A 26,659-nucleotide genomic window follows, 5' to 3' on the forward strand; every position below is an offset into this window, starting at 1 on the left:
TGGTTTGGTGACTGTCAGTCAAGTCCTGACAGCCCCAAAAAGATCGCAGCCTGCGGCAGCTCCGGATTTTGCGTAAACTGATAATTTAGGGGGTACGGTCCACACTGCTACCACTGCCTTGGCGCAATACTCTGAACCTGCGGCGCGCCATTCACCCGCGCTTGCAATGCCTGATCCCCACTTACCGGTTCTGATACTGGCCAACGCATGATCGCTCCCGGCAATACATAGCCGAGCAGCCCTTCAACCACTGGCCGTGTCTGTCCACCCTGTTTGAACGCAGCATCGGTCAATCGTGCATGCACCGCGCCCTGATTGCGCACCTCCATGTAGGAACGGCCATCGACCACCACTTTTCGCCAGCTCAGATCAGGCACGCCGGCACCTTTGGGGTCGCGTTTTCGGGTCATGTCTTCTTTGCTCCACAAACCGACGCCGTAGGCAAACAGCGGCACCGAATAACGCATCTGGAACCGAATGGCTGCAGCGGTTTTGCCATCTTCAGCCGTCACGGGTCTGGCCGACGGGATTTCATCGATAATGATGCGGTAGGCCAACTCCTGCCCCGGCGGTATGTCGCGGGTACGAGTCAGGCGCACGAGCTGCTTCTGGCCGGGTTGGATCTTCGCGACCGGCGGGCTGCCAATGACATCGCGTTGGTTCTGATATTGATCGCTGAAACCATTCTGGCTCCAGGCAAACACGCGGATCTGTAGATTGGCCGTTTCATTGCCGCGATTTTCCAGCCACAGCGCACTCGCTTGTTGATCAGCCTCGAGCACCGGATCAATCGGCCAGATCAGCACCGAACTGGCCGCCTGCACCTTGACCCCGCCCAGCAAGACCATCGCCAGCACAGCGCAACGCGCGACCGGTAACCTGCGGAAAGGTGAATACATATGCCTACTCCTTATGCCTGACAGGCTTGATCTAAATCGCCGAACTACCAAGACAGCAGCACCTGCAGCACGTCGCTATAAGTCCCCCCAGGCTGATCACCCGGTAACTGTACTTGTCCGTAAATAGGCAATCGGATGTTATTCGCGTCGCTGTAGGCTACTGCAACGCTCTGACCGATACCCAGGCTCTCACTGAAGGCTGCGTCACTGAACAACTGATAAGCCACCCGAGCACTGCCACTATTGAGCTGCAGATGCCGCCCACTGCTGTTGTACTGGCCACCATCGACGCTCATGTTCAGGGTCACGCCTGGCGTGCATTGCAACTGCACACCGCCGCTCAATTGCACTTGCACGGTGTTGGTCGCCAGCGCCGATTGGGTGCCAAAGTTGAGGTCGCCATAATTGGAACCACCACCCGTCACCAGGCACCCCGCCGTCACTGTTGCGCTCACCTGAAAGCTCTCGCTGGTCACCGCCGATAATGGCAATGGCAAGCTGGCCGCGCAGAGCAGGATTAAGGCGGCACAACCATAATTGGCCATCGCACTAGAAAGTCAATTCAACAGCGACGGAATCTGTATAGGTACCGGCGGGCAAGCCGGCCTTGCCCAGGGCCTTGCCGTAGATATTCACGGTCTGGGCTGCACCGGTACTTTCTGCAAGCGCGATCACCCCGTCGATCGCCAGGACCTGTGTACGACCAGCGTCGGTATACAGGTCGTAAGGCACGAAGTTGCCGCTACCATCGGCCAATGCTCGGGTGCCCCCGACAGATTCGCCGTCATTGGTGCCAGCTCTGACTGTGACGGTCGGTGTGGTGCCGCTGGAGCAGAGAATCGACAGCGCGCCGCCGCCACCGGCGAGCACTGCACCGTTCGCCGTGGTGAATAGACTGCCGGTGGTGCCGAAGTCCAGTGCACCGAAGTCCACCCCGCTAGTCCCCCCAGCACCGTTGACCTGACAACTGTTGCTGAGGGTCATGCTGGAGGTGATCTGACCGGTCGTGGTATCTGCCTGAGCATTGCTGGCCAGCGCCAGAACGAGCACCGACAAACCAATCCTTGATACAAGCATATGCATGATGTTCATCCTCTGAGGTTTACCAATCCAGCGTGACCTTCAGGGTGTCGGTATAGACTCCTGCTGGGACCGCGCGGGTATTCGCGACCACCGAGCCGAATACCGGGATTGGTATCTGGGCTCCATTGGTAACAGCGAAATTGCGTTGTTGACCGATGCTGTAGCTGTCGCCACCGGACGCATCGAGGAACAATTGATAAGGAATGGTCTGGGTACCGTTGCTCAGACGCCGCGTGGTGCCGTCACCATGGGCGCCGCCATCGATGGTCACGGTGAAACCGGTGACCGAAGGATTGCAGGAGACTTCCAGCGTGCCGTTGCCGGCATCACTCAGGTTGGCATTGATCGGGTTGGTCCAGGTCGGACCTTGCGCACCAAAATCCAGCAGGCCGAAATCGCTGAACGAACTGCCAGGGTTGGCGGCGCCATTGGTCACTTCACAACTGGCGATGATGGTGAGCCGCGCATCAATCTGCCCGCTCATCGCCGCTTGCGCCTCCTCAGCCAGCAGTAGAACTGTGCCAAGGGCTATCACCACCCAACTCTTCATCGTCTCGCACCGATCCTAATTCCATCAGGATTCAAACATTGGCCGTCCGCTTGCGAACGACATTTCCTTGTACTGCCCGAATCCATCGGGCAGGTGTCACTCAATGCCTTGCTACCAGCTCACGGTCACTTTCAAGAGATCGGAATAACGGCTGACACGGGGGATCTCGGCCAGCCGTTCGATACGGGCATACAGAGGCAAATCCACCGTACCTGAATCCGGCACCCGCCCACTCAAGCGCACATTCACCGGCAGCGGAATCTGCCGTGCAGCGTCTTGATAGAGGCGATAAGGAATGGGTTTGCTGTGCTCTGCACTGCCTGCCAGATAGCGGACCTCGCCGACGCCGCCATGCAGGCCGCCGTCGACCTGTAATTGGTAAGGGGTATCGGGATTGCATTCCAGGCGTGGCAGGCGTGTGTCAAGCAGTGCTGCGCTCAATGGTCCTGCCGGATCGTCCAGGCGGGCGGTGCTGCCGAAGTCGAGCACGCCTAATTGCTCAATGCCCGCCTCGCGCTGTTGACCGACCAACTGGCATCCGCGCAGTACATTGACCCGGACCTCAACCTGAAACTCCGTAGCCAATGCCGTCGCACTGAGCATCATGCTCATGACCGCCAAAAACCTAAGTCCATTCACAACCTCAATCCTTTTGAGGGGGGATTCTCGGGTTGAGGTTAGCACCCAAGGAAAAGACATCCAGCCAAGGGGACAAACAACATGTCAAATCCGCTTCTTTGAGACGAAGGGCTACCTTTCGTGTAATCAGTGGACCTGTGGCACGGTTTCTCGTGGGAGGAGGCGGTTTTAGCTGACTAGGTAATTGGACTCGCCACTAACCATTCCAATATTGCGCTCGATCACTGCTACATAAATCGTGATTGAGATGTCGGCCAAACTGATTGAACCTTGGTTCAGGGTGAGTCTTACCGCCCCTAGAATTTAGTTAAGTGCAAGATTCAATACATCACTTTTGACTTAAATGGGAATCTAGCCTTCAATATTGAATTTACCAGTTGCTTCGCTCTTTACTCAATAGTCGCTACTTTGCCATCGAAGTGAATTCGTTGAGCTATGCTTACGCTGGCATTAATGGCCACTAAGGATGGAACCTGTATGTATTCATTTTTTTATATCCAGAACTTAATTGGAGTGGCCGAATGAGCAGCTTGGTAACTTGCGTCAATCGGCGCATCTTGATCGTGGACGACATGCCGTCAATTCATGACGATTTCCGCAAGACTCTCGGCCCGGCAGCGAGTCCCGAAAATGGCTGGGCATCTGCTGAAGAAGCCCTGTTTGGCAGCACTCCAGCCGCTGCGGTGCAAGTCTTTGAACTCGACTCCGCCTTTCAGGGCCTCGAAGCCTTGGACAAGGTCGAAGCAGCTTTGGCCAAGGATCTACCCTATGCCATGGCCTTCATCGACATGCGCATGCCCCCCGGCTGGGACGGCCTGGAAACCATCGAACGGCTCTGGCAGGTCGACCCCAAATTGCAAGTCGTTCTCTGCACCGCGTATTCAGATCACTCCTGGGAAAACATCGCCGAACGCCTGGAACTGGGTGATCGCCTGCTAATCCTGAAAAAGCCTTTCGATGCCATCGAGATCCGTCAGCTGGCCTGTGCGCTGACGGTCAAATGGCAAATGGCCGAAGACGCCACCCTTAAAATGAACCTGCTGGAACAGGCTGTCGAAGAAAGGACCCGCGAGCTGTTCGACGCTAACATCATCGTGCAGAACAGCCCGACCATTCTGTATCGGCTGCTTGGGGAGCCGTCGTTCCCCTTGACGTATATCTCTCACAACATCACCAAGTTCGGTCATGTCGCGGCCAATCTGGTGGCCTCTGCCGACTGGGCCCGGGAGCTGATTCATCCCGAAGACCTGGAAAAACTCGACGCCGCCATGGCCCAGGTCCTGGACCGGCATGCTGTCGGCGCCTCCATCGAGTTCCGCCTGCGTACCGGTGATGGCCTGTGGCGCTGGGTGGAAAATCGCTATGTGCCGGTACGCGATGACGACGGGCGTTTGCTCGAGGTGGAAGGGATCATTATCGACATCAACGAACGCAAGCAGGCCGAAGAGCACATCACCCAGCAGGCACGCACCGACGCGCTGACCGGAATGGCCAATCGCGCGACACTCACTGAGCGTCTGCATCAAGCCTTCGCCGCCGCCCGCCGTGGCGCGATGGGGTTTGCGGTTCTCTATCTGGACCTGGATCACTTCAAACGGATCAACGACAGCTTTGGCCACACAGTGGGGGATTTGCTGTTGCAGGAGGTTGCCCGACGCATCACGGCTTGTGTGCGAGAAAACGACGTGGTGGCACGCCTGGGCGGTGACGAATTCACGATTCTTCAACTCAACGTCAGCGACCCGACCCAGTCGGCGACCTTGGCCGCTAAGGTTCGCGATACGTTGGGGCACCCCTATTCGATCGATGGCAGTAACCTGCACAACTCGGTCAGCATCGGCATTAGCAACTATACCTGCAGCAGCGTCAGTGCCGACAGCCTGCTGGACCAGGCCGACATGGCGCTGTACCGCTCCAAGGATCAGGGCGGTAACCAATACAACTTTCATTCCGAGGAGATCAATCAGGAAGTGCTTGACCGGTTCACTATCGCCAACGAATTGAAAATGGCCATCGAGCGGAACGAACTCGAACTGCACTATCTGCCTGAAGTGGACCTGAGTTCAGGCAGGATCCTGGGCATGGAGGCCCAAGTGCGCTGGAACCACCCTCAGCGGGGGCTGCTGAATGCTGACACCTTCCTGCCCGCCGCGGAAAAAACCGGCGCCATCATTGCCCTGGGGCATTGGTTGCTGGACCGGGCCTGCCAGCAGATGCGGCAGTGGCGGGATCGGGACATGGCGCCGCCGGTGATCGCGATCAACCTGTCCCTAGCCCAGCTCAAAAGCGGCCCGGACCTCATTTATGACGTGCTGCGCACCACCGTACACTGGAACATTTGTCCCTGGGATCTGCGGTTCGACGTCACCGAAGCGACCTTGGCGCAGACCAAGTGGAGCCACAACGATGTGCTGCCGCGTCTGTGCGCGCTGGGGGTGAAAGTCGCCATCGCCGACTTCGGCACCGAATACTCATCATTTGACTACCTCAAAACTTATAAGATCAACCACATCAAGATCGCCCAGAACTTCATTGACAATGCCATCCGCGACCCGGCCAGCGCCACGACCCTACGCGCGATCATCAACTTCGCCCGTGAAATGGGAATCGGGGTGATCGCCGAAGGCGTGGAAACTCAAGAACAACGTGACTCATTGATTTCTACAGGCTCGCCTATCACGGCGCAGGGCTTTTATTTCAGTAAAGCCGTTAGCCTCCTTCAAGCCAGCGAGCTCTTGCAGATCGGCAGTATTGAGCCGGATGGAAACCGTCAAACTACCAGGTCCTCATCCGGGGCACAAAAATGACTATGTCTACTCGTGTCGCTAACCGGCGAATTCTGTCATTCCAAACGCATTGATCAACTATGCAGGAGACCAGACTTTAGAGTTCTACAACGTCGCGCCGTCCGCTCCGGACGCGCATGCCGGCTTCGTGTTCATCAGCGCCGACAGCAAGGGCGGCGTGGTGGATATAAACGACTGGCAGCAGGTAACGCTCACCCCCGACCTGGCGCGGGAATGGCTGAATCCAGCTGCGCGCGGAACAAATAATGCTATTACAGGGGAACCGCCGGAGGCTTTCGAATGGTTCAACGTCGGCCGCTCTATCGGTAATCTCCGCAATCAGCAAAGCGGCCTGATCAAATCCCAGCGATCCACTTATCTGAATTCCTGCTGAATCTAAAAACTATTAGCAGCTTTGATCGCTAAATCAGCTTATCCAACGCGCCATGATTACCCGCTCGCCGCTGATATCAACCTTTTGCCTTGGGCTGGTTAGTTTTGGCTTAACGTATGCGGTGAAAGCACACTGTTTTTCAACCAACTACAAACCAAACAACAGCCCAGTAACCGATGGTTAATTTGACCACTCTCTCTGTCGACAGAGTGGTCCATCCCCATTCAGAATATACTTTTAATAAATGCCGCGATTTTCGCAAAAGTTTGCTTGATCGCATCAAATGCGTGACCAATCCAACTTGGAAATGTTCTGATTGCATTAACTATGAAATCAGTGATTTCATTAATAACACCTGAAATCCCCTTCTCAACAACATTTGCCATAAAACTAATAAGCGCATTTTGCTCTGATGGGCTCATGTTACAGCCAAGGTCTTCTGCTTTATCATAGGCTTTATCAATCGCGCTATTTGCATTATTTATCGCATGTGCCTTGCTTTGCTCCATTTGCTGCTTGAAGGCCGCACTGGCATTGGCATCTCTCGCACCATTCATGTACGTATTTGTAATGGTCGTAATCTCATTTTGAGCTTGGTCAGCGGTGGCGGTGGCGCCTATATTGGCCACAGCCTTTATTTGCTGCAGAGCATCATCAAGTGCATCACTATTAGAGATTGGAAGCGATCCCAATTGCTCACCCGCCGAAAAACCGATGGTACCTCCAGACGGATTCGCGATGCTTTTGTGGGCCAGTGCGCGCTGCTTTTTCAAAACAGCCAGAAAATCGTTTGAAGCGACAGTTGCAGAAGTCATGTCCATTTTTCCTTGTGCGATTCTAAAAGTGCTCGGAGTTTTCCTTTTCGCGCCTTCACTGTAGCAGAACAAAACGAATGGATTAGAACAGCCCACCTAAAGCCGCTGGTTCCCAGTTCATGATCACCAGCTCACCACTCACCTCGGCCTTTCCCTGCCGCAGATTGGTCGTGGTGTAGCGGATGTCCAAGGTCTCGTAGTGGAAGCCCTCAAACACCCGCCGGATGTCCGGGTGATCGTTGATACTGACCATCACCTTGCCTTTGGGCGCATGAAGCCCGCCATGCGCTCATGGCTCTCGAACGGAAAGTCCACCCTATACCCAGCGGTCTGCCAGTAAGGCGGGTCCGCAATGGAACGTATGGGCACGGTCGTAGTGTTCAGCGCATTCCAACCAAGGAAGGTTCTCGACGGAGGTGCCGGACAGGCGTTTGCAGGCAGCCGAGAGGTTTTCCTCGATCCGCAGCAGGTTGATCGCTGGGCCGGTGGTCGGGGTACCGAACGTCTGCCCGGTGACCTTACCAGCGAAGGCATGGTGCTGCAGGTAGAAGAATCGGGTGGCGCACTGGATGTCGGTGATGCATTAGTGGGTGAGCGCACTCAACAACCGCTTTGATCAACCAGCCATTAACCTCGCCCTGCGAATGCGCCGCGCGCTGTTGCAGACCTCTGAGGAGGAGGACTGTGAAGCCTGGGCATTCGCATTGGCTGAGCGGGTGGAAGGTATCGACGCGTCGCCCCCAAGACTCTATAACCGGTAGCCGGATGCGCCTGCTCGATGAATTCATTGATGCTGGCCTCGACGGCCCACTGGGTATACAGGCAATGGCGGGGTTGCTTGAGTTGTCCGAAGGTTATTTCATGCGCGCATTCAAGAACGCGACGGGCAAGAGCCCTCATAGCTATCTAATCGACCGACGCCTGACCAAGGCCCGAGCATCGATGCGCGATTCGCGATTCGCGATTCGCGATTCGACCGCCAGGCTGTCGGAGATCGCACTCACCTGCGATTTTAACTCCCAAGCATACATGACGGCCGCTTTCAAGCTACGCCTTGGAGTCAGTCCAGCGCAATTGCGAAGGCGTTCGGCGTACAGTCAAAGCTAGGTAATTGACCGTTTGGTTACAGGCAGCAATGGGTCCAGAGTGTGTAAAAACGCTTCGCCAAAATTGAAGTGTGCGCGTCTATCTTAGATCTGAAATTTATCGGCATGTCAGCAGATGTGGATTTCGCGTAGAAGCGCGATTTCTAGTCCGGTACCTACCGCGCTGAAAAACGTTTTCACACAGCCTCGACCCAATGCGGCCGTTTCGTTGCTTGCTAAGGCATGTCATAGCTCAACGAACTGCAAACACCCCTGTTGACAGGCTGTGAGAATTTCTTGCGCCAATTGGTCATCGGCCACAGCTCGAGCTAGTGCCAAGCCCCCAACCATCCCTACGGCAATTTGCAGAGCATGCTGGCGTGTATCCGTCTCTGTCGTCGATTTCAGTCCGGACTCTAGACGTGTGATGAAAGCTGCGAGCACTTGGGTGTAGCTCTCCTGGATGGCTCCGTCCTGCTGAACAGCATCATTGACCATGAAGGCTAACGGGCAGTGTATGCGGCTTGCATCCCGATGGTCCATGCGGAGATAGTCTTTCACTACCTGCTGCAAACCATCTTTACCAGTGCCGATGATCGACTGATACGTCGTTATCTTTTATTGCTGGTTTCACCTGCGCAGCCATCACGCCATGTCGATAGAGAAGCTGTGGCTACGATTTGGGCATCACGCCGTCGCGTGGGCGACCGCGGGTTAGCGAAAAAGTCAGTACCGACTCAATTATGGAGAGTGCGGGATTGACCCGGGGGGCCTTCTATAGTCACTTCGCATCCAAAACGGAGCTTTTCGACAACCCGTACTCGGAGTCGCTGTTCAGAACGTTGAAGTACTGCCCGCAGTGGCCGCAGAACGGATTTACCAGCCTGGATGATGCGCGTATCTGGGTGAGGGATTTATGACTGGTACAACACCGTGCATCGCCATAGTCGATCCGCTTCGTGACACCGGCCCAACGTCATGAGGGACAAGACCGGGAAATACTGGCTCAGCGCGATGCGATCTATGGGCAGGCGAGAGAAAAAAGACCGAAACGCTGGTCAGGTGAGACACGCAATTGGAACCCAATCGGGACGGTGTATCTGAACCCTGAAAGGGAGCTGACCGTGGTCATAAAGGTCGCGTAGCGAGACGGCGGACGCGACAACCACCTTGAAAAACGTCGGTAATAATTAAACAAAAAGCCAATAAATATACTCACCCCATCGACATTACCGCATCGTTCCAACAGCTCATCTAAAACTCTGCCACCACGCAAGCTTGCAAAAACACCACAACCGTCTAGGTTCATGAATATCTTCGCAAGCGTTATCAACCGCACATAAAACCAGCCCCTCAGGCGAGCGAGTCTATTCACCTAAAAAAACCAGACGCTGCTTTTAATCGCTGACACGGAATCAGTCATAAAAATCAAGAGGGATGCTTGATGAAGCGCAGCCGTGGGTATCGTGCGCTCTCGAAAAGAGGGCCTGCCGGACATTTCTGGATTTCATTGCTTTGCTTCTCGGGCCTGGTGATCGCCAGCTTTCTGTTGTTCGAACAACAGATCCAGAACTTCCTGGCCCATCTCAATCTGTACCTGCCCTCTACCCTCTCCCAGAAACTCAATTTGGCAATGTTGCTGATCGCCCTGCTGGCGCTGGACGTGGTGCTGCCGGTGCCTTCGAGCATGGTGGCGCTGCTGGCCGTGGCCATGCTCGGCAGTCTCGGCGGCTATCTGGTGATTTTCATTGGCCTGTGCCTGGGTGCCGGTCTGGGTTATGCGCTGGGGGCCGGCTATTTTCGTCTGCTGTCCGGCCGCCTGGGTCTGCATCAGCGCCAGCCGGGGCAGTTGGCGTATCGGTTGGGCACGCTGTCATTGATCTGCCTGCGCGGTGTGCCGGTATTGGCGGAAACCTCGGTGGTGGCCGCCGGCATGCAACGTTATCCGCTGCGCGCGTTTCTACTGGTCACCACCCTGGCCAATGCCGGCCTGGCACTGGCCTACAGCGCCATCGGCACCTTCCTCGTCGAGCAGAACGCGCTGCTGGTGACCCTCCTCGCCAGCATGGTGTTGCCCGGACTGTTTATCGCTGGGTACAGCCTGTTCAAGACCTTGCGCAGGCACGACGCGGAGCAACCACTGCACGGGCGCTTCGAGGTCAGTTACGACTACCCGGTGGTGTTTACCGATCATCTGTTCGCCCCATCCAACCCCTGTCTGCATCGCCAGCTCACCGCCCAGCACCGGGGACCGGTGACGGTACTGGTGTTCGCCGATGAACAACTGCTGCATAGCGCCCCGCAATTGCTGGAACAGATCGACGCCTACTTTGCCGCCCATGCGGCGGACCTGCACTTACAGGCCGCGCCAATTGCGGTGCCGGCCGGCGAACTGAGCAAGGACTCGCAGGTGCTGCAGCAGCTCTACAGCGACATGTTGCGGCATGGGCTGGACCGACATTGTTATGTCCTGGCCTTGGGCGGTGGCGCGGTGCTGGATGCGGTGGGCTACGCCTGCGCCACCTTCCATCGCGGCATTCGCCTGATCCGTATTCCGAGCACAGTACTGGCCCAGAACGATGCCGGCATCGGTGTGAAAAACGGCATCAATGCGTTCGGCCAGAAGAACTTGCTGGGGGCCTTCTACCCCGCCACAGCGGTGATCAACGACTTCCAGCTGCTGACCAGCCTGACCCGTCGCGACCAGATCGCCGGGCTGGCCGAGGCGGTCAAGGTGGCGCTGATCAAGGACCAGGCATTTTTCCAATGGATGGAGCAACAGGCTGACGCCCTCGCCCACTTCGATCACCCCGCAAGCCGCTATGCCATCCGCCGCTGCGCCGAACTGCACCTGGCGCACATCACCGGTGCTGGCGACCCCTTCGAACGCGGCAATGGGCGGCCACTGGATTACGGGCACTGGGCCGCGCACAAACTGGAAAATCTCAGTCACCACCGGCTGCGCCATGGTGAAGCCGTGGCCGTGGGCATGGCCCTGGATGGACTCTATGCCAATGCCCTCGGGCTCTTGAACGATGCTGACACCGAACGTGTTCTGTCCCTGCTGCTCAAGCTCGGCTTCAGCTTGTGCCCACCGGAACTGACCTTGAAAGATCCACAGGGGCGCTCACAGGTGTTGCTCGGGCTGGAGGAATTCCGCCAGCACTTGGGCGGGCAACTCTCCATCCCCATGCTCAGCCGGATCGGCGAGTCGGTGGACCTGCATGAAATCGATGCCGCGCGGATGGAGCAAGCGTTGCAGCGACTGTCCACCTACATCGGCCCGGCGTTCACCCTGAGCGAGGGCTGCGCGCAATGAGCCAGACACCGCTGAACCTGAAGACCTGGATGACCCTGGGCCGGGTGTCCAACCTGCCCACCGTGTGGACCAACACCTTGGCCGCCGCCCTGCTGGCCAGTAGCGCCGGTGCCCTGGCGCCGCCGTCGTCCCTGGTGTGGATTCTGCTGCTGGCCGCACTGTCGCTGTTGTATCTGGCCGGCATGTTGTTGAACGACCTGCTCGACGCCGACTGGGACCAACAGCACGATAACCCCCGCCCCATCACCCTCGGCCTGGTCAGCCGACAGCAGGTAGGCTTGGTCACTGGGCTGTTGCTGATGCTGGCCGCGGCGTCGGTGCTGGGCCTGAGCCGACTGATCGACCAACCGCGTTGGTTGCTGGGCAGCGCCACCCTGCTGGTGGGCTGCATCCTCGGCTACAACCTGCTGCACAAGAGATACGCCCACAGCGTCTGGCTGATGGGCGCCTGCCGCTCGGCCCTCTACCTCACGGCGGCGGCCAGCCTGGCGGTGCCACCGGAGCCGATCTGGCTCTGCGCCATTTTGCTGGGCGTCTATATCAGTGGCCTGACCTACCTGGCCCGCCAGGAACACCGCAACCAGTTGCTAAGTCGCCTCCCCCTGATCCTGATGCTGAGCCCGCTGGCCCTGGCGTTCTATTCCGACAACCTCTGGTTTTGGCCGGTGCTGTTGCTCTGGCTAGGCTGGCTGGGCTGGCACTACTGGCGCCACCTGGCCAACCCGCAGCACCGGCAAGTCCGCGCCTTTATCGGCGCTGGCCTGGCGGCCCTGCCGTTGTTCGATGCCCTGGTGCTGGCGGTGGCCAACCAGCCACTGGGCAGCCTGTTATGTGTTTTGGTGTTTTTCCTGCTTCCACACTTCCAGCGCTGGATCAGACCGACATGAACATGGACGTCACTGCACCGCCATCGGCGGCCCTCGAAATGCGCCACGATTGTCTCGCCGAACAACGCCAGGCCCTCACCCAGCAGCTCGATGAAGCCGAACTGCAGTGGTGGCGTCAGGCGCAGGAGCGGCTTGAGCAACGCCCGGACGCCAACACTGCTGCGCTCTTGAGTAGCCAGTGCAAGCGCAGCCTCAAGGAGCATGCGCTGCCCGACAATTCCTGCTGGAGCAACGTCCAGATGGCGCGGGCGTTGTTGCTGTCTCAGGTCCTGGAGCAACAACCCCTCGCCGGGCAATTGCCCTTGCTGCGCCAGCTGTTTCTGTGGGGCGACGATCAGGAAAAGATCGCCACCTTGAAAGCCCTCGACTGGCTAGATAGCCGCGGGCTTTGCGTCGAACTGGCGTTGCAGGCCGGGCGTACCAGCAACAGCCAGGTGTTTGCCGCCCTCGCCCTGGACACCCTCTACCCGTCGCGTCATTACAGCGAACGGGCCTTCCATCAACTGGTGCTGAAAGCACTGGGCATGGGGCTCGACGTACGACGCCTGCTTGGCCTGACGCAACGACACAGCGTCACCCTCAACCAACTGGCCCTCGACCTGCTGGACGAACAGCTCGCTGCCGAACGAACGGTGTCCGCCGGGCTGCCCCGGGTGATTGCCTTCGACCTGCTCAGCCCGGCGCAACACCAGCGTCTGGTCGGCCTGAGTCAGCAGCAACGCTTACCGCCGGAATGGCGTGAGCACCTGGCCGATACCCCACTGAACTGATACTCAACGGCTCCCCTCCCCTTGACGAGGATTCACCATGCTCAAGTACTTCGACCCGCATATTCATATGGTCAGCCGTACCACCGATGACTACCAGAACATGGCCGCCGCCGGCATCACGGGGGTGATCGAGCCGGCTTTCTGGCAGGGTCAGGCCAGGACCAGCGTCGGCAGTTTCATCGACTACTTCGACACCCTGTTGGGCTGGGAGCGCTTTCGCGCCAGCATGTTCGGCATCCATCACTTCTGCACCATCGGCCTCAACCCCAAGGAGGCCAATGACCTGTCGGTGGCCAATGAAGTGCTGGAGATTCTGCCGCGCTACCTGGTGAAAGACGGCGTCGTGGCGGTCGGCGAAATCGGCTACGACGACATCACCCCGGAGGAAGATCGCTTCCTCGCCGCTCAGCTGGAGCTGGCCAAACAATTCAATTTGCCGGTGCTGGTGCACACCCCGCACCGCGACAAGATCGGTGGCACCAAACGCACCCTGGCGGTGATTCGCGAAGTCGGGATTGCCGAGCACCTGGTGATCATCGACCACCTCAACGAACTGACCCTGCCGCTGGTGCTGGACAGCGACTGCTGGCGCGGCCATTCGATCTACCCCAACACCAAGATGTCGGAACAGCGCATGGTCGCCCTGTTGCAGCAGTACGGCACCGAGAAAATGGTGGTCAACAGCGCCGCCGACTGGGGCATCAGCGACCCGCTCAAGGTGCCGAAAACGGGCGAAGCGATGCTGGCGGCCGGCTTCAGCAAAGCCCAAGTCGAACAGGTGTTGTTCCACAACCCCGTGGACTTTTTTGCCCAAAGCGGCCAACTGGACAAAGCCCTGGTCAGCACCCCGTTGCCCATCGATCAGCGTCGGCAGTGGCAGGAAAACTCCGCGCTACGGGGCCAGGAACCGGTGATCAAATGAGTGCCGGCACGGGTTGGGCTGCCGCGCAGGTCGGTTATTGCAGCAATGTGCACCCGACCCGTGACCTGGCTGGGCTACGGTCCTCCATCGAACAGCATTTTCAGGGTGTGCGAACCCTGCGCGGGTTGAACGAGCAGGACAGTGGATTGTGGATCAGCGCACTCGCCGCGTCCGAATTACAACAGGCATCGGCTCGCACGGACTTCCTGAGCCTGCTGCAACGCAGCGGCCTACGCCTGACCTCGCTTAACGGCTTTCCCTACGGCCAATTTCATCAGGGCGCGGTGAAAGCCGAGGTGTATCTGCCCAGTTGGGCCGATCCGGAACGGCTGGCATACAGCCTGAATCTGGCGCGGATCCTCGCGGATGCCCTGCCCCCGGACTGTAAACAAGGGGTGATCTCCACCGTGCCGCTGGGCTATGCCGCTAGCTGGAACCCGGCCTTACAGCAGCGTGCCGAGCATCTGCTGCGCCAACTCACGGCCGCACTGGCCAGGCTGCATCTGGAGACGGGCAAGAAGATCGTGTTCTGCCTGGAAATGGAGCCGGACTGCGTGCTGGAAAACACCGATCAGACCATCGCCTTCTTCCACCGCTACCAAGCCACGGACCAGCACCATGAATACTTGGCGCTGTGTTTTGATGTCTGCCATCAGGCAGTGATGTTCGAAGACTGCTATCAATCGCTAGAAAGGTTGCGTCAGGCCCGGGTGCCCGTCGGCAAGATCCAGCTGTCCAACGCCCTGATTTGTCACCTGCCCCCTGAAGACGACAACCGGCGCGAACACATACTCAAGACCTTGAGCGACTTTGCCGAAACCACCTACCTGCATCAAGTGAAAGCCCGCGATGCGCAGGACCGGTTATTGGCCTGGGCGGACCTTCCCGCCGCACTCGACGATTGCGCTAAAAGCCCGGGGCAATACTCCGAACTGAGGATTCATTTCCACATTCCACTGTTCAGTGAACACTTGCTGCTGCCCGAGCTCAGTGGCAGTCAGATCGCCCTGTCGCAGACCTTCGACTTCCTGGTAGACCATGCGGATTTTCGTCCTGTACTGGAAGTGGAAACCTACAGTTGGGGCGTCTTGCCCGCCCAGCTGCGGCCCACCACCGAACACGCCCAACTCCAGGGGATCGCCACCGAACTGCACTGGGTCGAAGACCAACTGCGGCAGCGGCAATTGCTGCAACCCCAAGCGCGGGAGGCGTACGCCGATGCCCTCTGATCAACCGCGTCAACCGCTGTTGCTGATCAATGTGGTAGGGCTGACACCGGCGCTGTTGGGGGCGGCGACGCCTCACATCAATGCCCTGTTGAAAACGGCAAAAATGGCCAGCCTGCAACCGGTGTTTCCGGCTGTCACGTCTACGGTGCAGGCCTCGATCCTCACCGGTCTGCCGCCGTCGGAGCACGGCATCGTCGGCAATGGCTGGTATTTCCGCGATCAGGCTGAAGTGCGTTTCTGGCTGCAACCCAACGCATTGATCCAGGGGGAAAAGGTCTGGCAGCAGCTCAAGCGTGAGATCCCCGGGTTTCGCTGCAGCCAGCTGTTCTGGTGGTTCAACATGCATGCGGACGTGGACGCCGCCATCACCCCACGCCCTCACTACCCGGCCGATGGCCGCAAAATGTTTGGTCTGTATTCGTCACCGGCCTCGTTGCACGAACGCATCGAGCAGCAGATCGGCGAATTCCCGTTTCCGAGTTTCTGGGGTCCGGCGGCCGGCATCGCGTCAAGCCGCTGGATCGTCGACTGTGCCATCGCCGAATTCCAGCTCGACCGACCCGACCTGCAATTGGTCTACCTGCCCCATCTGGACTACAGCCTGCAGCGCCTGGGCCCCGATCATCCGTCGATTGCCGACGAGGTGCGGGCCATCGACAGTGAAGTGGGTCGTCTGCTGACCTTTGCCCAAGAACAAGGCGCGGCGGTGATGCTGCTGTCCGAATACGGCATCGAAGCGGTCCAGCAATCGGTCTCCATCAACCGGCTGTTGCGCTCGGAAGGCTTGTTGCAGGTGCGCCAATCGCTGACCTGGGAGTTGCTCGACCCCGGCGCCAGCGCAGCTTTTGCCGTGGTCGATCATCAGATCGCGCATGTCTACGTGAAGCAGGCGCAAGACATACCTCGCGTCAAAGCGCTGTTACAGCGACAGCCCGGCATCGAGCAGGTGCTGGATAAAGCCGAACAACGCGCCTGGCAACTGGATCATCCGCGCAGCGGCGAGCTGGTGACCGTGGCCGCGCCGGGTTACTGGTTCGATTACTACTATTGGTTTGACGATCTCCAGGCACCCGACTTTGCCCGCACCGTGGACATCCATCGCAAGCCCGGCTACGACCCGCTGGAGCTCTTCATTGACCCGGCCATTCGCTTCCCCAAACTGAAAGTGGCGCGCCGCCTGCTACAGAAAAAGCTCGGTTTTCGCTACTACATGGACCTGATTCCGCTGGACACCCGCCTGGTCCGCGGCAGCCATGGCCGCCTGCCCACCAGCGAACAGACCGGCCCACTGCTCATCACCAATTGCGATCTGCCGTTGCCGCAGCACCTTGCGGCCACGGCGGTGAAACAACTGCTCCTGCAGCATTTCCTGGGGCACCCACACACCGACCTGGCCAATGCCAAGGAGCTTCCATGCGGCGCGCCATTTCTATAACAGTTCTGAGTACCCTGGCCGGTTTGGCTCAGGCTCAGACCCCGAGCACCTTCGACTGCAGCAACTTCCTGCAGTTTGGAGGAAACGTCGACAAGACCCGAACCGAGTTTGCCCAGAGTCCCGAGACCCTGGCCTGGAACTGGTTCGTCTGCCTGAACCAGCCCGCCGCAGCGGGGAGCCCCAACCTCGAGTGGGAGTCCATGAAACCCTCCGACCAGGTCTACCTGATCAATGGCGCCAAACCCGCCCCTTATGGCACACCCGTGCCGCCTCCGGACGCGGTGCTGACGCAAGCCAAGGCGCAGGGAATGGACCTGTCCCGAATCTTCCATAACCTCAACGCCACGCAACAGGTCGATGGCATGATTCTGGAAATGGGCGGTGCGGTGCCTGCGCCAGAAACAGGCAAACCGGTGCGTTTTCAACTGCTGATGGGCGAAGGCACTTTCGATTACATCGTGCAACGTCAGGTCTACAACATGAACGGCCAGGCGGCCTTGACCAGCAACCTGGAGTTCCCCTCTACCGCCTGGGAGTTGAAATCCGCCTGGCTGTGGATCGGCTCCGACGCGACTTACAAACAGACCCTCGAAAACGACGGTTACTACATCGCCCAGGCCTATTACCTGCAAGACGGCAAATACCAGGTTGGTTATGCAGCACTGAGCGGCTTGCATGTCATCAACAAGCTGAATCCCGGCTGGGTCTGGACCACTTTCGAAAACATCAACAACAGCAAGTACACCGTCACCAACGCCATCCCGCCCACCCCGATGACCAACAGTACCGGGCCGATAGCCGCTGCCAAACCCGTCAACAGCCAATTCCAGGCCCAATATCCCGGGTTGTCGCAGTACGAACTGATCGCCGTCCAGTCCAGGACCAACCCGACCTTGCTGGCCAACTCTCAGCTGGAGTCAGCCTTTCAGAGCCAGTCGTCGTGCTTTGCCTGCCACAACACCGCCGCGTATTCGGCGAAAAAGGGCTATTTCAACTTCGCCATGAAAGAACAGGGCGGCATCGTCTACCCCACCGCCCTCCTGCCGGAATCGGCCTTCGTCGGTTACAACAAACTGGACTTTGTCTGGTCGCTCAAACGCGCCCAGTGGCACCGCTAAGGAGCATGACATGAGCGTATTGAATTTCCCCCGCATCTACCTCAACGGCCATATGTTCTGGAACCCGCCAACGGCCAATAACAACGACGTACTTCCGCTCTACGACGCGGTCAAGATGCAGATGAACTGGCGGCTTCTCGCTGAATACGGTATCGATCCCGAGAATGCCGCCAGCACCTTGATGCCCTGGGCCATCGCCCCCTTGCCGTTAAGCGACGTACCCGCCTATGCCCAGCAAGTACCGGGCAATGCCGATCCGGATCATTACCCGATGATTCCCGCCGAATGGGACCTGTTCGGCGACAACGCCTGCGGCACCGTCAGCTATGACCAGACCCGGTCCGTGATCATTGGCGGCGAGCTTCCTGGCGGTGGTTACGTCGACCAGGATCCGCTGATCGACAAGGCTTACCAACTGTTCGGCAACCCCCTTGGCAGCACGAATCCCACCCCCGCCCGATTCGTCGACGTCAGCCCCTGGCAGAACACCTTCACCGCGTTGTACTTCGACAAGCTGGTGCTGGGTGACGATCAGTGCGGCGTGACACTCAAGCGTCAGCACCGGATGCTCGATCGCTTTCTGAACTTCAACTGGGGGGCGTTGGGTGGCCTGATCTATGTCACCACAACGTGGCAGACCTGCTTTCCCAAAGAGAACCTGCAGTGGGTAATTGGCGACTCGCAACTGCTCAAAGACCTCCAGGAACAGATGGACCAACAACACGCCAAGGGGCTCATGTTCAGGTTCTCCACCTACCTGACCTGCTACGACAGAAACGGCGTTTTCAACGATTACCCCCCCATCAACACCCATTCCACAGACCCGCAGATACAGGCGAACGTGCAGGCGATGTATCAAAAAGGCCTGGACAACGTTGCCGATATTTTCTTCAACCCGGCCTACAGCCGCACCGCCGGCACCCTGGGCCTGTGGTTTGAGGATGAGTTCCCGACTGCGCCGGCGGGACGACGCCTGGTCCCCGCCTCCGCCATCAATCCTTACAAGACTTCACCTGGCGATACGCCCCTTCCCCCTGGCGTAGAAATACAGCTGGGAGTGATCTCGGCCCAGGTCCAGCCTGACAGCGATACCCTGTCGCTGGATCTCTCGACCGCCTTCCCGTTCTATCCACTCGACAGCAACGCTAACATTCCGGTGGCGGAGAAATTCCAGGCAGGCAATTACGTACTGGGGATAAACGACGCAGGCCAATTCAGTCCCCTGGCCAGTTTCGGCTTCGAACAGTATCGACAGGCAGCCTTCGACAAACGCTCCGGCATCCTGGATTTGACGCTCAACCCCGGCGCCAGGAAAAAGCTGCAAACCGGATCACTGGAACTGCAACTGCAGGGCACAACACCGACGCAGGCCGCTACCCAGCAGATGTGGACCGCCGAGGTGGTGGAAAGCGCCAGTTTCATTGATGTGGGAGACAGCAGAACACTGCAGATCATGGTGCAATACGACGGCCTTCCGGCGCCGGCCGGCACCGTGCTCTGGGTGGCGGAGTACGACAACGCCTTCATGCTGAGTACCAGCGATTACTACCTGGCGTTCAGCAACAAGGCCGACTTCACGCTGCTCTACGACTATCCGCTGAACCGCAAAAAGAACAAATCCAATCTGCCGCAATTCATCGATGCCCCCAGCGAACACAGCCAGGCAAGCACAGGCAGTGGCCGCCGGCTCATGGCGTTACACGCCGAGGCCCCCTCCGAGGTGCCGATCCCCGTCACCTATCAACAATACCTGTCGACGCCCGCCTCGGTTTCCCTGGCCCCCAGCCTGGGCTTCAGTAATCCCATCGCCATGGAAGGCAAACTGCAGGATATCCAGAACAGCACCGTGAACTATTGCGTGACGCAGATACAGACCGACGCCAAGGGCATCGCACGACTGACCGTCAAAGGTCGGGCCCCTGGCTTTCCGACCCTGCGCTTCTTCGTGCAGGAGGGTGAACAGCCTCCCGAGATCCCTTTCAGTTTCAACTACACGAACGCCTATACCGACTTCATGGCGCCTTTGCGGGTGCTGCCGCTGGAGCCGAAACTGCAGGAGGACTTCGTCAATGAGTGGAACAAGATCTACACGAAGCCCGAGGCCCGCGTCCTGATCTGGGAAAGCTTCATCTACCCACGCATCCTGCAGCCCTTCTATTACCTGTACCCGATCATGAGCAAATACATGCCACTCAATTCCCTGGAGCGAATCGAAGGCGCCATCGACCAACTGATTGTGTTGATCAGCAAGGAGTACCAGGAGGAAAGCACCCTCGCCATGCCCATCACCCGCGACATGTCACAAAGCCGACGCGCTGTGCTGGAGCTCTGGGCACAGTCGCTGGTGAAACGCAATTATCCACCCGTCCCGCTCAGCATGAGCGACTACGAACAAGGCTAAAACAACAACGCTTCACGCAGGATCACCGGGTGACGAGCCTGTCACCCGGCAATTCACAGGAGTGCCCTATGAAAACCAGCATCTTGAACCGATTGTTGCTGCTGACGCTGCTGCTCAGCCCGGCGCTTTTCGCCCAGGCGGACAGCGGCGCCGTCTACTTCACCATGGGGGTGCACAACACCGAAGGGTGCAATAAGCAGAACGGCAACTGCATCGCCACACGAGCACCGAGCGACCCTTCCGATCCGTTTTTCCCGGCGTACTGGATCAGCGACTGGACCATGTACCGGGTGATGCACAACTACGAAAAAAACCCGCCGCCCTACAGCAATCCACCCTCGACCCTGACCCCGGCGGACTACACCGTCTCCCGAGGCACCAGCTATTACGACACCGCCTACATCCCACCGGATGGCGACGGCTTCGGCGCCATGATGGAGCACTACGAGAAATACTGTCTGCCGATCTTCCCGATCAAGAACAACAACTACACCTGCTCCTTCGTGTCCCTGGGCAACAAGGCGTACTTCCTGACGTACCCGCAAGACCGCCCCAAGGACATGCCGGCCTGCTGCATGTTTTCGCCAATGAATCATCCGCCACGGCAAGACTTCATCCAGCATCTGCCCTACAGCGCCGAGCGCAGCAAAAACCTCAATGGCAGCGTGCAGGCCTACGCCCTGGACCTCGAGTCACCGCAAGGTCCGATCCTGTTCGGCTACGCCTTTTTCAAACAATTGTCAGGACAACCGCCCTACCGGCATCCCCAGTCGTTCTTTTTCTCCGGTGACACCAGTGTCGCCAATGCGCCCATCGTCAGCCAGAACTACACCAACTTCCGCATCGCCAAACCGGACCCGGCCCAGACCTGGGCGCAAGTGGCCGCGATGTGCCCGGCGAATCCACCGCAGTGCCAACTGTTCGATCCGCCGCCCTCTCTGGGTAATGGCAAGCGAGCGCAGTGGGACAAACTCATGCAACGCAAACCCTGATCAATGACGAAGGATCGCCATGAAAACTTCGCTCCGCCTCACCATGGTATTACTCGGTCTGGCCAGCCTGCCAGCCCTGGCTCGGGAACAGGCCATGCCATCGACGCAGGCCACCAGCCTGAACTGCCAGCCTCCCAGCACCGCACCGGCCGCCTCGGCCAGTCAGGACCAGTTCGATCAGTACAGCTGGCAGATGTTCATCGCCTTGAACTGGCCCGCACAGAACGGGCAGCGAGGTGATCCCGATTGCGCCAAGCAGCCTGGGGATCCCGGCTACACCGTCTGGCAGACCTACAAGACCGTGGAGGAAATCTTCCTGCCGAAGGGGGCTGATCCTGGCCCGTGGAATACCCCGCAGACCGCCAAAAGCCTGGGCATCATCAACATCGCCGCGCTGAAGAACAGCACCCAGGTGAATGCCGTGGACCAGGCTGTCGGCGGCTGGCTGATCGACCAGGCCGGTAACCCGACCTACTACGACATATCGGCCAACGAGACGTCCTACGACTACATCGTCAACAACAGCTTCTATAACGCCGATGTTGTTTCCAAAGCCAACAACATCAACTTCCCCAACGGAGTCATCGAGGTCAAGTCGAGCTGGCGCATCCTCACGACCAGTGACAACGCCAGCCGCTACCTGACCATGCTGGCGCGCGTACCCACGTTCAACGACCAAGGCCAACGCACCGGTGTCACCGAGGCCTACCTTGGCCTGGTGGGCCTGCACATCATCACCAAGGTCAACGGCTATCCGCAGTGGATCTGGTCGACCTTCGAGCAGATCGACAACGTTCCGTCCAAGGCGCTGGTGAACGACAAGTGGGTCGACCAGCCGACATCCGGCACGGCCTATTCCTACTTCAACTCCACCGCCCCCGCCGCCAGCCTCAACCAGTCACCGTGCGACTGGCAGACGCAGGGCGCACATCTGGTCTGCGTGCCCAAACCCGGCACCACGTTCCAGACCCCAAACCCGCTGAACCGGGTCACCCCGATTGCCGAGGTCACCAACGGAGTCAACACCCAATACCGCACCGACCCGGACCTGCAAAGAAGCGTGCTGAAGTACTACCAGCTCATCACCACCCAGCGTCCGCTGATGCCGGACAACCCCAGTAACCCGTTGGGCCAGCCGACACCGGCCCTGTCGGCCAACGTGACCATGGAGAGCTACATCCAGCCCAACAGCAGCTGCATGAATTGCCACTCCATGGCGACACCGGTCAAGAGCCCCTACAAGTCCGATTACTCCTACCTGTTCAAATTCGCCAATGCGCCTGTCGGCACAACCACCAAGGACGAGGAATAGATCATGAGCATTCTCAATGGACCACGGCTGAATTTCTGGGGCGGCATCCGCACGGACGTCAGCCTGCCGAACAACTCCCCCACCATCCCTTACGACGGCAATGAGAAATGGCCGCTCTTCGACCTGACCACCTCGACCCTGGCACCGGGAGCCCAGTCTTACACCGACGATCAGCTGAACAACATGATCAATGCACCCACGGGCGACTACTACACCGCCGGCGGCTGGAATCACTACGGGCAGCATGTCGTCGACATGCAGAACGCCTTGATCAGTTCGCAGGGTAGTCCGGGCAGCATCAACACCACCGGCGATATGGTGGGCCAGCCGGTCTATCTGCTCGGTTCGGTGGACCCAGTGACCGGACAAGGGCCCGTTTCCGGCCCGATGATGGTCGACCTGGACCCCACCTCATCAACGACCACCCAGATATTCGTCGGCGGCCTGCAAATTGGCGGTAACAGCGACATCCAATTGCTGATTCGCAGTAATACCGTGTGCAGCAGTTTCGACGTGGCGGGACGTGTGCTGTTGCCCGCGAAAATGGATGCGCCAGGATCTTTCCACGCCAGCGGTACGTTTCAACTGACCTTCCCTTTGAGCAGCATCGTCAGCTGGAACCAGAACAGCAATGGACTGCGCTCGATCATCCAGGCGCCGGGTGCGTCAGGCATCGTCCTGCGTTTCGTCATGTTCGAAATGTGCCCCACGATGACCACCGAACAACTGGACGCCGATTATGCCGCCGGCAGGTACACGCCCAACCCGAGCATCGGCCGGGTCATCGGTACACTGGCCCCGGCCTTCGCCGACGAGCCGCTGAACTGCCAGTCGGGCCGGCAACTGGTCAACCAGGGTACGGGGAATGCCGGCTATGCCGATCTGGGCGAAAACAACGGTTACCTGAGCATCGACATGGTGAACGTCATTCCGAAGGAAACCTTCAGGGCCGTCAGGGACGACATCACCAGCCCTATCGGACCCAACGCGAACTACGGCCCCGTCACCTTCAGCGCAGGTACCACCACACTGTTCACCCTGGAGCCGACCAGCCGCTTTTTGCTCGACTACTACGTGTATGGCGGCATCGTCGACCTGCCCCTGACCGCCGACAAACTGCAGGCGGCGCGGACCACTGCGCTGGCAATCAACGCACCTAACAAGGTCGCTGGAACCTCGCTTAAAGCAACCGAATCGACCTATCGAATCTATGCCGATCAGCGCAACGTTTATCTGGAGGACTACCCCAATGGTCTGTCGATCACCCTGCAGGTTAGGTATCTGGGCGGCCCGGTCCCCAGCGCCACCGAAATCGACCTGCAGGCCGCCGCGCCTGCTGTGTACGATGAGCCGCAATACTGGGACTTCCTCGATTTTCCTGCCTCGCTGACCGTCAACACCGGCCAGCTCGAAATCAGTTTCCCCGTCACCGTCAAACCGGGTAGCGCCGCCCAAGCGGGTTTTGTCGCCCTGACCTGCATCGCCAATGGCCTTCCAAGCAGTGGCTACTTCACCAGCTTTCGCAAATACGCACAGACCGACTTCGGCATCCCCAAGGGCACCACCATCACTTGGGAGCTGATGTACCCGAACGTCCTGCGTTTTCACTATCTGGCCTTCCCCGCCATGTCGCGCTACATCCCGCTCAATCAGCGCGACTCGGTCATGGGCGCCAAGAACCCCATCCTCGCCCGAACCTCGGACGCCTACAAAGGCACCACCCTTTTCATGCCCGTGGTGCGCTCGATGTCGCCCTGCCAGCGGGCGCTGCTCCGGGCCTATCTCACCGGGGAACCGTGGCAGCCGCCGCAGTAGTCGCGCCCCCTTGTCCATGGAGAGAGACCCTATGTCCATTCCCGTTCATATTCCGGCGCAACCGACTGAAACGCTGCGCCCGAGCACCATCATCGCCGAGGGCCTGCTGAACCCTCGGGGCCTTTGTGTGCAGGCCGATGGCAGCCTGCTGCTGACCGAAGCCGGCTCGGGCCTGCCGGAACAGCCCTTCAGCGGCCGTATCAGTCGACTGAGACCGGATCCGCACAGACCCGGCGCCTACCTGCCTCGCGAAACACTGGCGCAAGGTTTTCGCGCCATGAACATGCAGGCCCGCATGCTGCGCGATGAAATCATGGGGCTGTCGGACATCGCCTGCGGTGACGGGCGCTGCCTGGTCAGCCACACCGATTACGTCGAAGGTTCCAAACTGCTGGACCTGCAATACACCCCGCCCGAGCCGGTGTTTCACAGCCGTGGCAATCTGAATGCGCTGTGTTACCACCCGACTCGCCACAGTTGGCTGGCGGTCAAACCCGATACCAATCAGTTGGTGGAATTCACCGGCGAACAGGGCGAGCGCGTATTGGTCCAGTTGCCCGAACTGGACCAGGGCCAGGAAGCCGTTCCCGTGACCCTGGTGTACGAACCGGCGACAGACGCCGTGCTGATCAGCCTGTTCTCCGGAGAGCTGCAGGGCGACCCTGCGCGCAAGGGCATCGACTTTGCCGATAAGGCAGGCCGAGTGATTCGGGTCTGGCCCGACAGCGGGCAGATCGAGGTGCTGATTCGCGGCCTGCAACTCCCCACCGGACTGGCGTTGTGTCCGCAGGGGAACGTGCTGGTCCTGGAGCTTTGCGACCGCTTACAGCAACCCTTGCCGCCTGACTGGAACGGCGAACCACTCCATGGCGGCTTTACCCGATTCACGGGTCGCCTGTTGAGCTGCAACCTGCAAACAGCCCAAGTCGCCGTGCTCGCCCGCGGCCTGGATACCCCTTCCAACCTGTGCCTGTTGCAAGAGGCGGTACTGGTGAGCGAAGGCATGGGATTAGCGGGCCGGCCGCTGCCCACGACAGACAACAACGTCACCCCGTTGAGCGGCAGACTCCGTCGGGTACAGCTCTATAAAGTAGGTGCCTGGTGACGCCCCCCCAAAAACTGCCACTCAATGAGTGGCTTTTTTTGGGGCCTTGTCGATTGTCCTGAAATACATCAAGTGAGCTTGTCCATCGCCTCGACGCACTGGATCAACTGCGCCGCCAAGGCACGCAGTTCTTCAGGGTTTAATTGATCGAGATTCGGATGCGAAGTCATGCGCCGATGTTGCCAGAGAGGGCTATGGGCGGCGATAGACTGATGGGCCAATTGCGCTGGCAGGCAGGCCATGCACCGTGATGGCTCCTCCGGAACCGACGCGTTGCCAAGGTAAGCCGAGCACCAAGGCTTGAAGTTGCTCTGCATCCAACTCGACTTCAGAGCCGTGCCGCACGCCCGGCCAAAAGAAACGTCCTTGATTTAAGCGCCGGGCAGCAAGCCAAATCCCCAAGCCATCATGCACCAGCACTTTCATGCGATTGGCACGACGGTTGGCAAACAGATAAGCACAGTGCGGCTTCGCCGCACCGAACACCGCGATCACCCTGGCCAACGCAGTCTCGGTGCCTGCGCGCATGTCCATCGGCTGGGTGGCGAGCCAGATGGAATCGATGCGGATCATTGGACGAGTCCACGGATGAATCGGGCGCACCCTTCGGGACCGGAAGTTGGCCAAGTCACCGTGAGCGTTTGCTGGCCAAGCGGTAACTCAATGATCGCCAACGCTTCGGTCTTTCGTTTTGGTTCGACTTTCAAAGGAATGAAAGCTGGCAGCGCGACTGCCTGCTGATCACGGTAAAGCGGTATCCACCGGCGAACGACATTGGCGTTGATACCGTGCGTCATCGCAATAGCCGCCACGGATACACCGGGCTGTTCGCACTCTTGGACGACCTGAGTTTTGAAGGATTTCGGGTAGGACTTACGTTGGCGCATGGCGATCCTGACGTTAAGGGTAATTGCGTCCGCTTTAAAAATACGCGGACACAATCGCCCTTATCGGCTTGGCTCGGAAGGCGTGTTCGCCGGCCCCTTACAATCTATCAGCAATATGCGGTAGCCCTAGAAGGCACTGAAAGAAGAACTCACTCAAGGAACTGAAATACAAGCAAGGATCGTCACTTTACGGCTAACAAATAGGCACTTCCACAT

The 26,659-nt window shown here is 58.8% G+C and carries 22 protein-coding genes and 3 pseudogenes; 16 read left to right on the plus strand and 9 right to left on the minus strand.

Features of this window, described 5'->3' with window-relative positions; genetic code table 11:
- Positions 1-107 precede the first annotated feature (107 nt).
- From ACZ89R_RS04905 to ACZ89R_RS04925, 5 genes are all read right to left on the minus strand, one after another.
- Positions 108-899: a fimbrial biogenesis chaperone gene (locus ACZ89R_RS04905; RefSeq protein ID WP_429545169.1), complete on the minus strand. Its 792-nt coding sequence runs from the start codon at positions 897-899 to the stop codon at positions 108-110.
- Between the two features lie 44 nt (positions 900-943).
- Positions 944-1,444 (minus strand): Csu type fimbrial protein, encoded by a 501-nt coding sequence (locus tag ACZ89R_RS04910; protein WP_429545168.1) that lies wholly within the window; start codon positions 1,442-1,444, stop codon positions 944-946.
- Between the two features lie 4 nt (positions 1,445-1,448).
- Positions 1,449-1,982 (minus strand): Csu type fimbrial protein, encoded by a 534-nt coding sequence (locus tag ACZ89R_RS04915; RefSeq protein ID WP_429546499.1) that lies wholly within the window; start codon positions 1,980-1,982, stop codon positions 1,449-1,451.
- A gap of 19 nt (positions 1,983-2,001) precedes the next feature.
- Positions 2,002-2,532 (minus strand): Csu type fimbrial protein, encoded by a 531-nt coding sequence (locus ACZ89R_RS04920; RefSeq protein ID WP_429546498.1) that lies wholly within the window; start codon positions 2,530-2,532, stop codon positions 2,002-2,004.
- Positions 2,533-2,643: 111 nt separating this feature from the next.
- Entirely contained in the window at positions 2,644-3,144 is a 501-nt protein-coding gene (locus ACZ89R_RS04925) for a Csu type fimbrial protein (RefSeq protein WP_429547897.1), read from the minus strand.
- 548 nt (positions 3,145-3,692) lie between these two features.
- Between ACZ89R_RS04925 and ACZ89R_RS04930 the strand changes: the two genes are divergently transcribed.
- Together ACZ89R_RS04930 and ACZ89R_RS04935 are read left to right on the plus strand one after the other, a co-directional pair.
- Entirely contained in the window at positions 3,693-5,978 is a 2,286-nt protein-coding gene (locus ACZ89R_RS04930) for a GGDEF/EAL domain-containing response regulator (RefSeq protein WP_476241464.1), read from the plus strand.
- A gap of 49 nt (positions 5,979-6,027) precedes the next feature.
- On the plus strand, positions 6,028-6,351 hold the full coding sequence (locus tag ACZ89R_RS04935; RefSeq protein ID WP_429546497.1) for an SOS response-associated peptidase family protein: 324 nt from the start codon (positions 6,028-6,030) through the stop codon (positions 6,349-6,351).
- A 224-nt stretch (positions 6,352-6,575) separates the two neighbouring features.
- Here ACZ89R_RS04935 and ACZ89R_RS04940 read toward each other — a convergent pair whose 3' ends face one another.
- Both ACZ89R_RS04940 and ACZ89R_RS04945 read right to left on the minus strand, forming a co-directional pair.
- Positions 6,576-7,166: a hypothetical protein gene (locus ACZ89R_RS04940; protein WP_429546496.1), complete on the minus strand. Its 591-nt coding sequence runs from the start codon at positions 7,164-7,166 to the stop codon at positions 6,576-6,578.
- A gap of 82 nt (positions 7,167-7,248) precedes the next feature.
- Positions 7,249-7,746, minus strand: a pseudogene (locus ACZ89R_RS04945) (DNA adenine methylase); the annotation flags it as partial.
- Between the two features lie 16 nt (positions 7,747-7,762).
- Here ACZ89R_RS04945 and ACZ89R_RS04950 point away from each other — a divergent pair.
- The 14 genes and pseudogenes from ACZ89R_RS04950 to ACZ89R_RS05015 all read left to right on the plus strand — a co-directional run.
- A pseudogene (locus ACZ89R_RS04950) lies at positions 7,763-8,273 on the plus strand (helix-turn-helix transcriptional regulator); the annotation flags it as partial.
- A 652-nt stretch (positions 8,274-8,925) separates the two neighbouring features.
- A pseudogene (locus tag ACZ89R_RS04955) lies at positions 8,926-9,396 on the plus strand (TetR family transcriptional regulator); the annotation flags it as partial.
- Between the two features lie 299 nt (positions 9,397-9,695).
- Positions 9,696-11,570 carry a 3-dehydroquinate synthase gene (locus ACZ89R_RS04960; RefSeq protein WP_429546495.1) on the plus strand — a complete coding sequence of 625 codons (1,875 nt, stop codon included), beginning with the start codon at positions 9,696-9,698 and terminating at the stop codon, positions 11,568-11,570.
- The gene (locus ACZ89R_RS04965) at positions 11,567-12,457 is read left to right on the plus strand and encodes a UbiA family prenyltransferase (protein WP_429546494.1); all 891 of its coding nucleotides are present in this window, start codon (positions 11,567-11,569) and stop codon (positions 12,455-12,457) included. The genes ACZ89R_RS04960 and ACZ89R_RS04965 overlap by 4 nt, the downstream gene beginning before the upstream one ends.
- The gene (locus ACZ89R_RS04970; protein ID WP_429546493.1) at positions 12,454-13,227 is read left to right on the plus strand and encodes an EboA domain-containing protein; all 774 of its coding nucleotides are present in this window, start codon (positions 12,454-12,456) and stop codon (positions 13,225-13,227) included. The genes ACZ89R_RS04965 and ACZ89R_RS04970 overlap by 4 nt, the downstream gene beginning before the upstream one ends.
- A 37-nt stretch (positions 13,228-13,264) precedes the next feature.
- Positions 13,265-14,149, plus strand: coding sequence for a TatD family hydrolase (locus ACZ89R_RS04975; protein ID WP_305502040.1), 885 nt, complete (start codon positions 13,265-13,267; stop codon positions 14,147-14,149).
- Positions 14,146-15,378, plus strand: a complete 1,233-nt coding sequence (gene eboE / locus ACZ89R_RS04980; protein WP_429546492.1) for a metabolite traffic protein EboE — start codon at positions 14,146-14,148, stop codon at positions 15,376-15,378. The genes ACZ89R_RS04975 and eboE overlap by 4 nt, the downstream gene beginning before the upstream one ends.
- A complete protein-coding gene (locus ACZ89R_RS04985) occupies positions 15,368-16,813 on the plus strand; it encodes an alkaline phosphatase family protein (RefSeq protein WP_429546491.1) in 1,446 nt (481 codons plus the stop codon). Before eboE ends, ACZ89R_RS04985 begins: the two co-directional genes overlap by 11 nt.
- Positions 16,792-17,931 (plus strand): hypothetical protein, encoded by a 1,140-nt coding sequence (locus tag ACZ89R_RS04990; protein ID WP_429546490.1) that lies wholly within the window; start codon positions 16,792-16,794, stop codon positions 17,929-17,931. Before ACZ89R_RS04985 ends, ACZ89R_RS04990 begins: the two co-directional genes overlap by 22 nt.
- Before the next feature lie 10 nt (positions 17,932-17,941).
- Entirely contained in the window at positions 17,942-20,332 is a 2,391-nt protein-coding gene (locus tag ACZ89R_RS04995; RefSeq protein ID WP_429546489.1) for a hypothetical protein, read from the plus strand.
- Between the two features lie 68 nt (positions 20,333-20,400).
- Positions 20,401-21,324, plus strand: a complete 924-nt coding sequence (locus tag ACZ89R_RS05000) for a hypothetical protein (protein WP_305502049.1) — start codon at positions 20,401-20,403, stop codon at positions 21,322-21,324.
- Between the two features lie 19 nt (positions 21,325-21,343).
- Entirely contained in the window at positions 21,344-22,636 is a 1,293-nt protein-coding gene (locus ACZ89R_RS05005; protein WP_429546488.1) for a hypothetical protein, read from the plus strand.
- Positions 22,637-22,639: 3 nt separating this feature from the next.
- Positions 22,640-24,451, plus strand: a complete 1,812-nt coding sequence (locus ACZ89R_RS05010) for a hypothetical protein (RefSeq protein ID WP_429546487.1) — start codon at positions 22,640-22,642, stop codon at positions 24,449-24,451.
- Positions 24,452-24,482: 31 nt separating this feature from the next.
- The gene (locus tag ACZ89R_RS05015; RefSeq protein ID WP_429546486.1) at positions 24,483-25,556 is read left to right on the plus strand and encodes a hypothetical protein; all 1,074 of its coding nucleotides are present in this window, start codon (positions 24,483-24,485) and stop codon (positions 25,554-25,556) included.
- A 192-nt stretch (positions 25,557-25,748) separates the two neighbouring features.
- On the opposite strand, the gene tnpB is transcribed toward ACZ89R_RS05015, so the two are convergent.
- Complete coding sequence (gene tnpB, locus ACZ89R_RS05020; RefSeq protein WP_429546485.1) at positions 25,749-26,129, minus strand: IS66 family insertion sequence element accessory protein TnpB; 381 nt, start codon at positions 26,127-26,129, stop codon at positions 25,749-25,751.
- Positions 26,126-26,443, minus strand: coding sequence for an IS66-like element accessory protein TnpA (gene tnpA / locus ACZ89R_RS05025; RefSeq protein WP_429546484.1), 318 nt, complete (start codon positions 26,441-26,443; stop codon positions 26,126-26,128). Before tnpA ends, tnpB begins: the two co-directional genes overlap by 4 nt.
- Positions 26,444-26,659: the final 216 nt, after the last annotated feature.

The organism is Pseudomonas sp. TE3728, assembly GCF_056279145.1.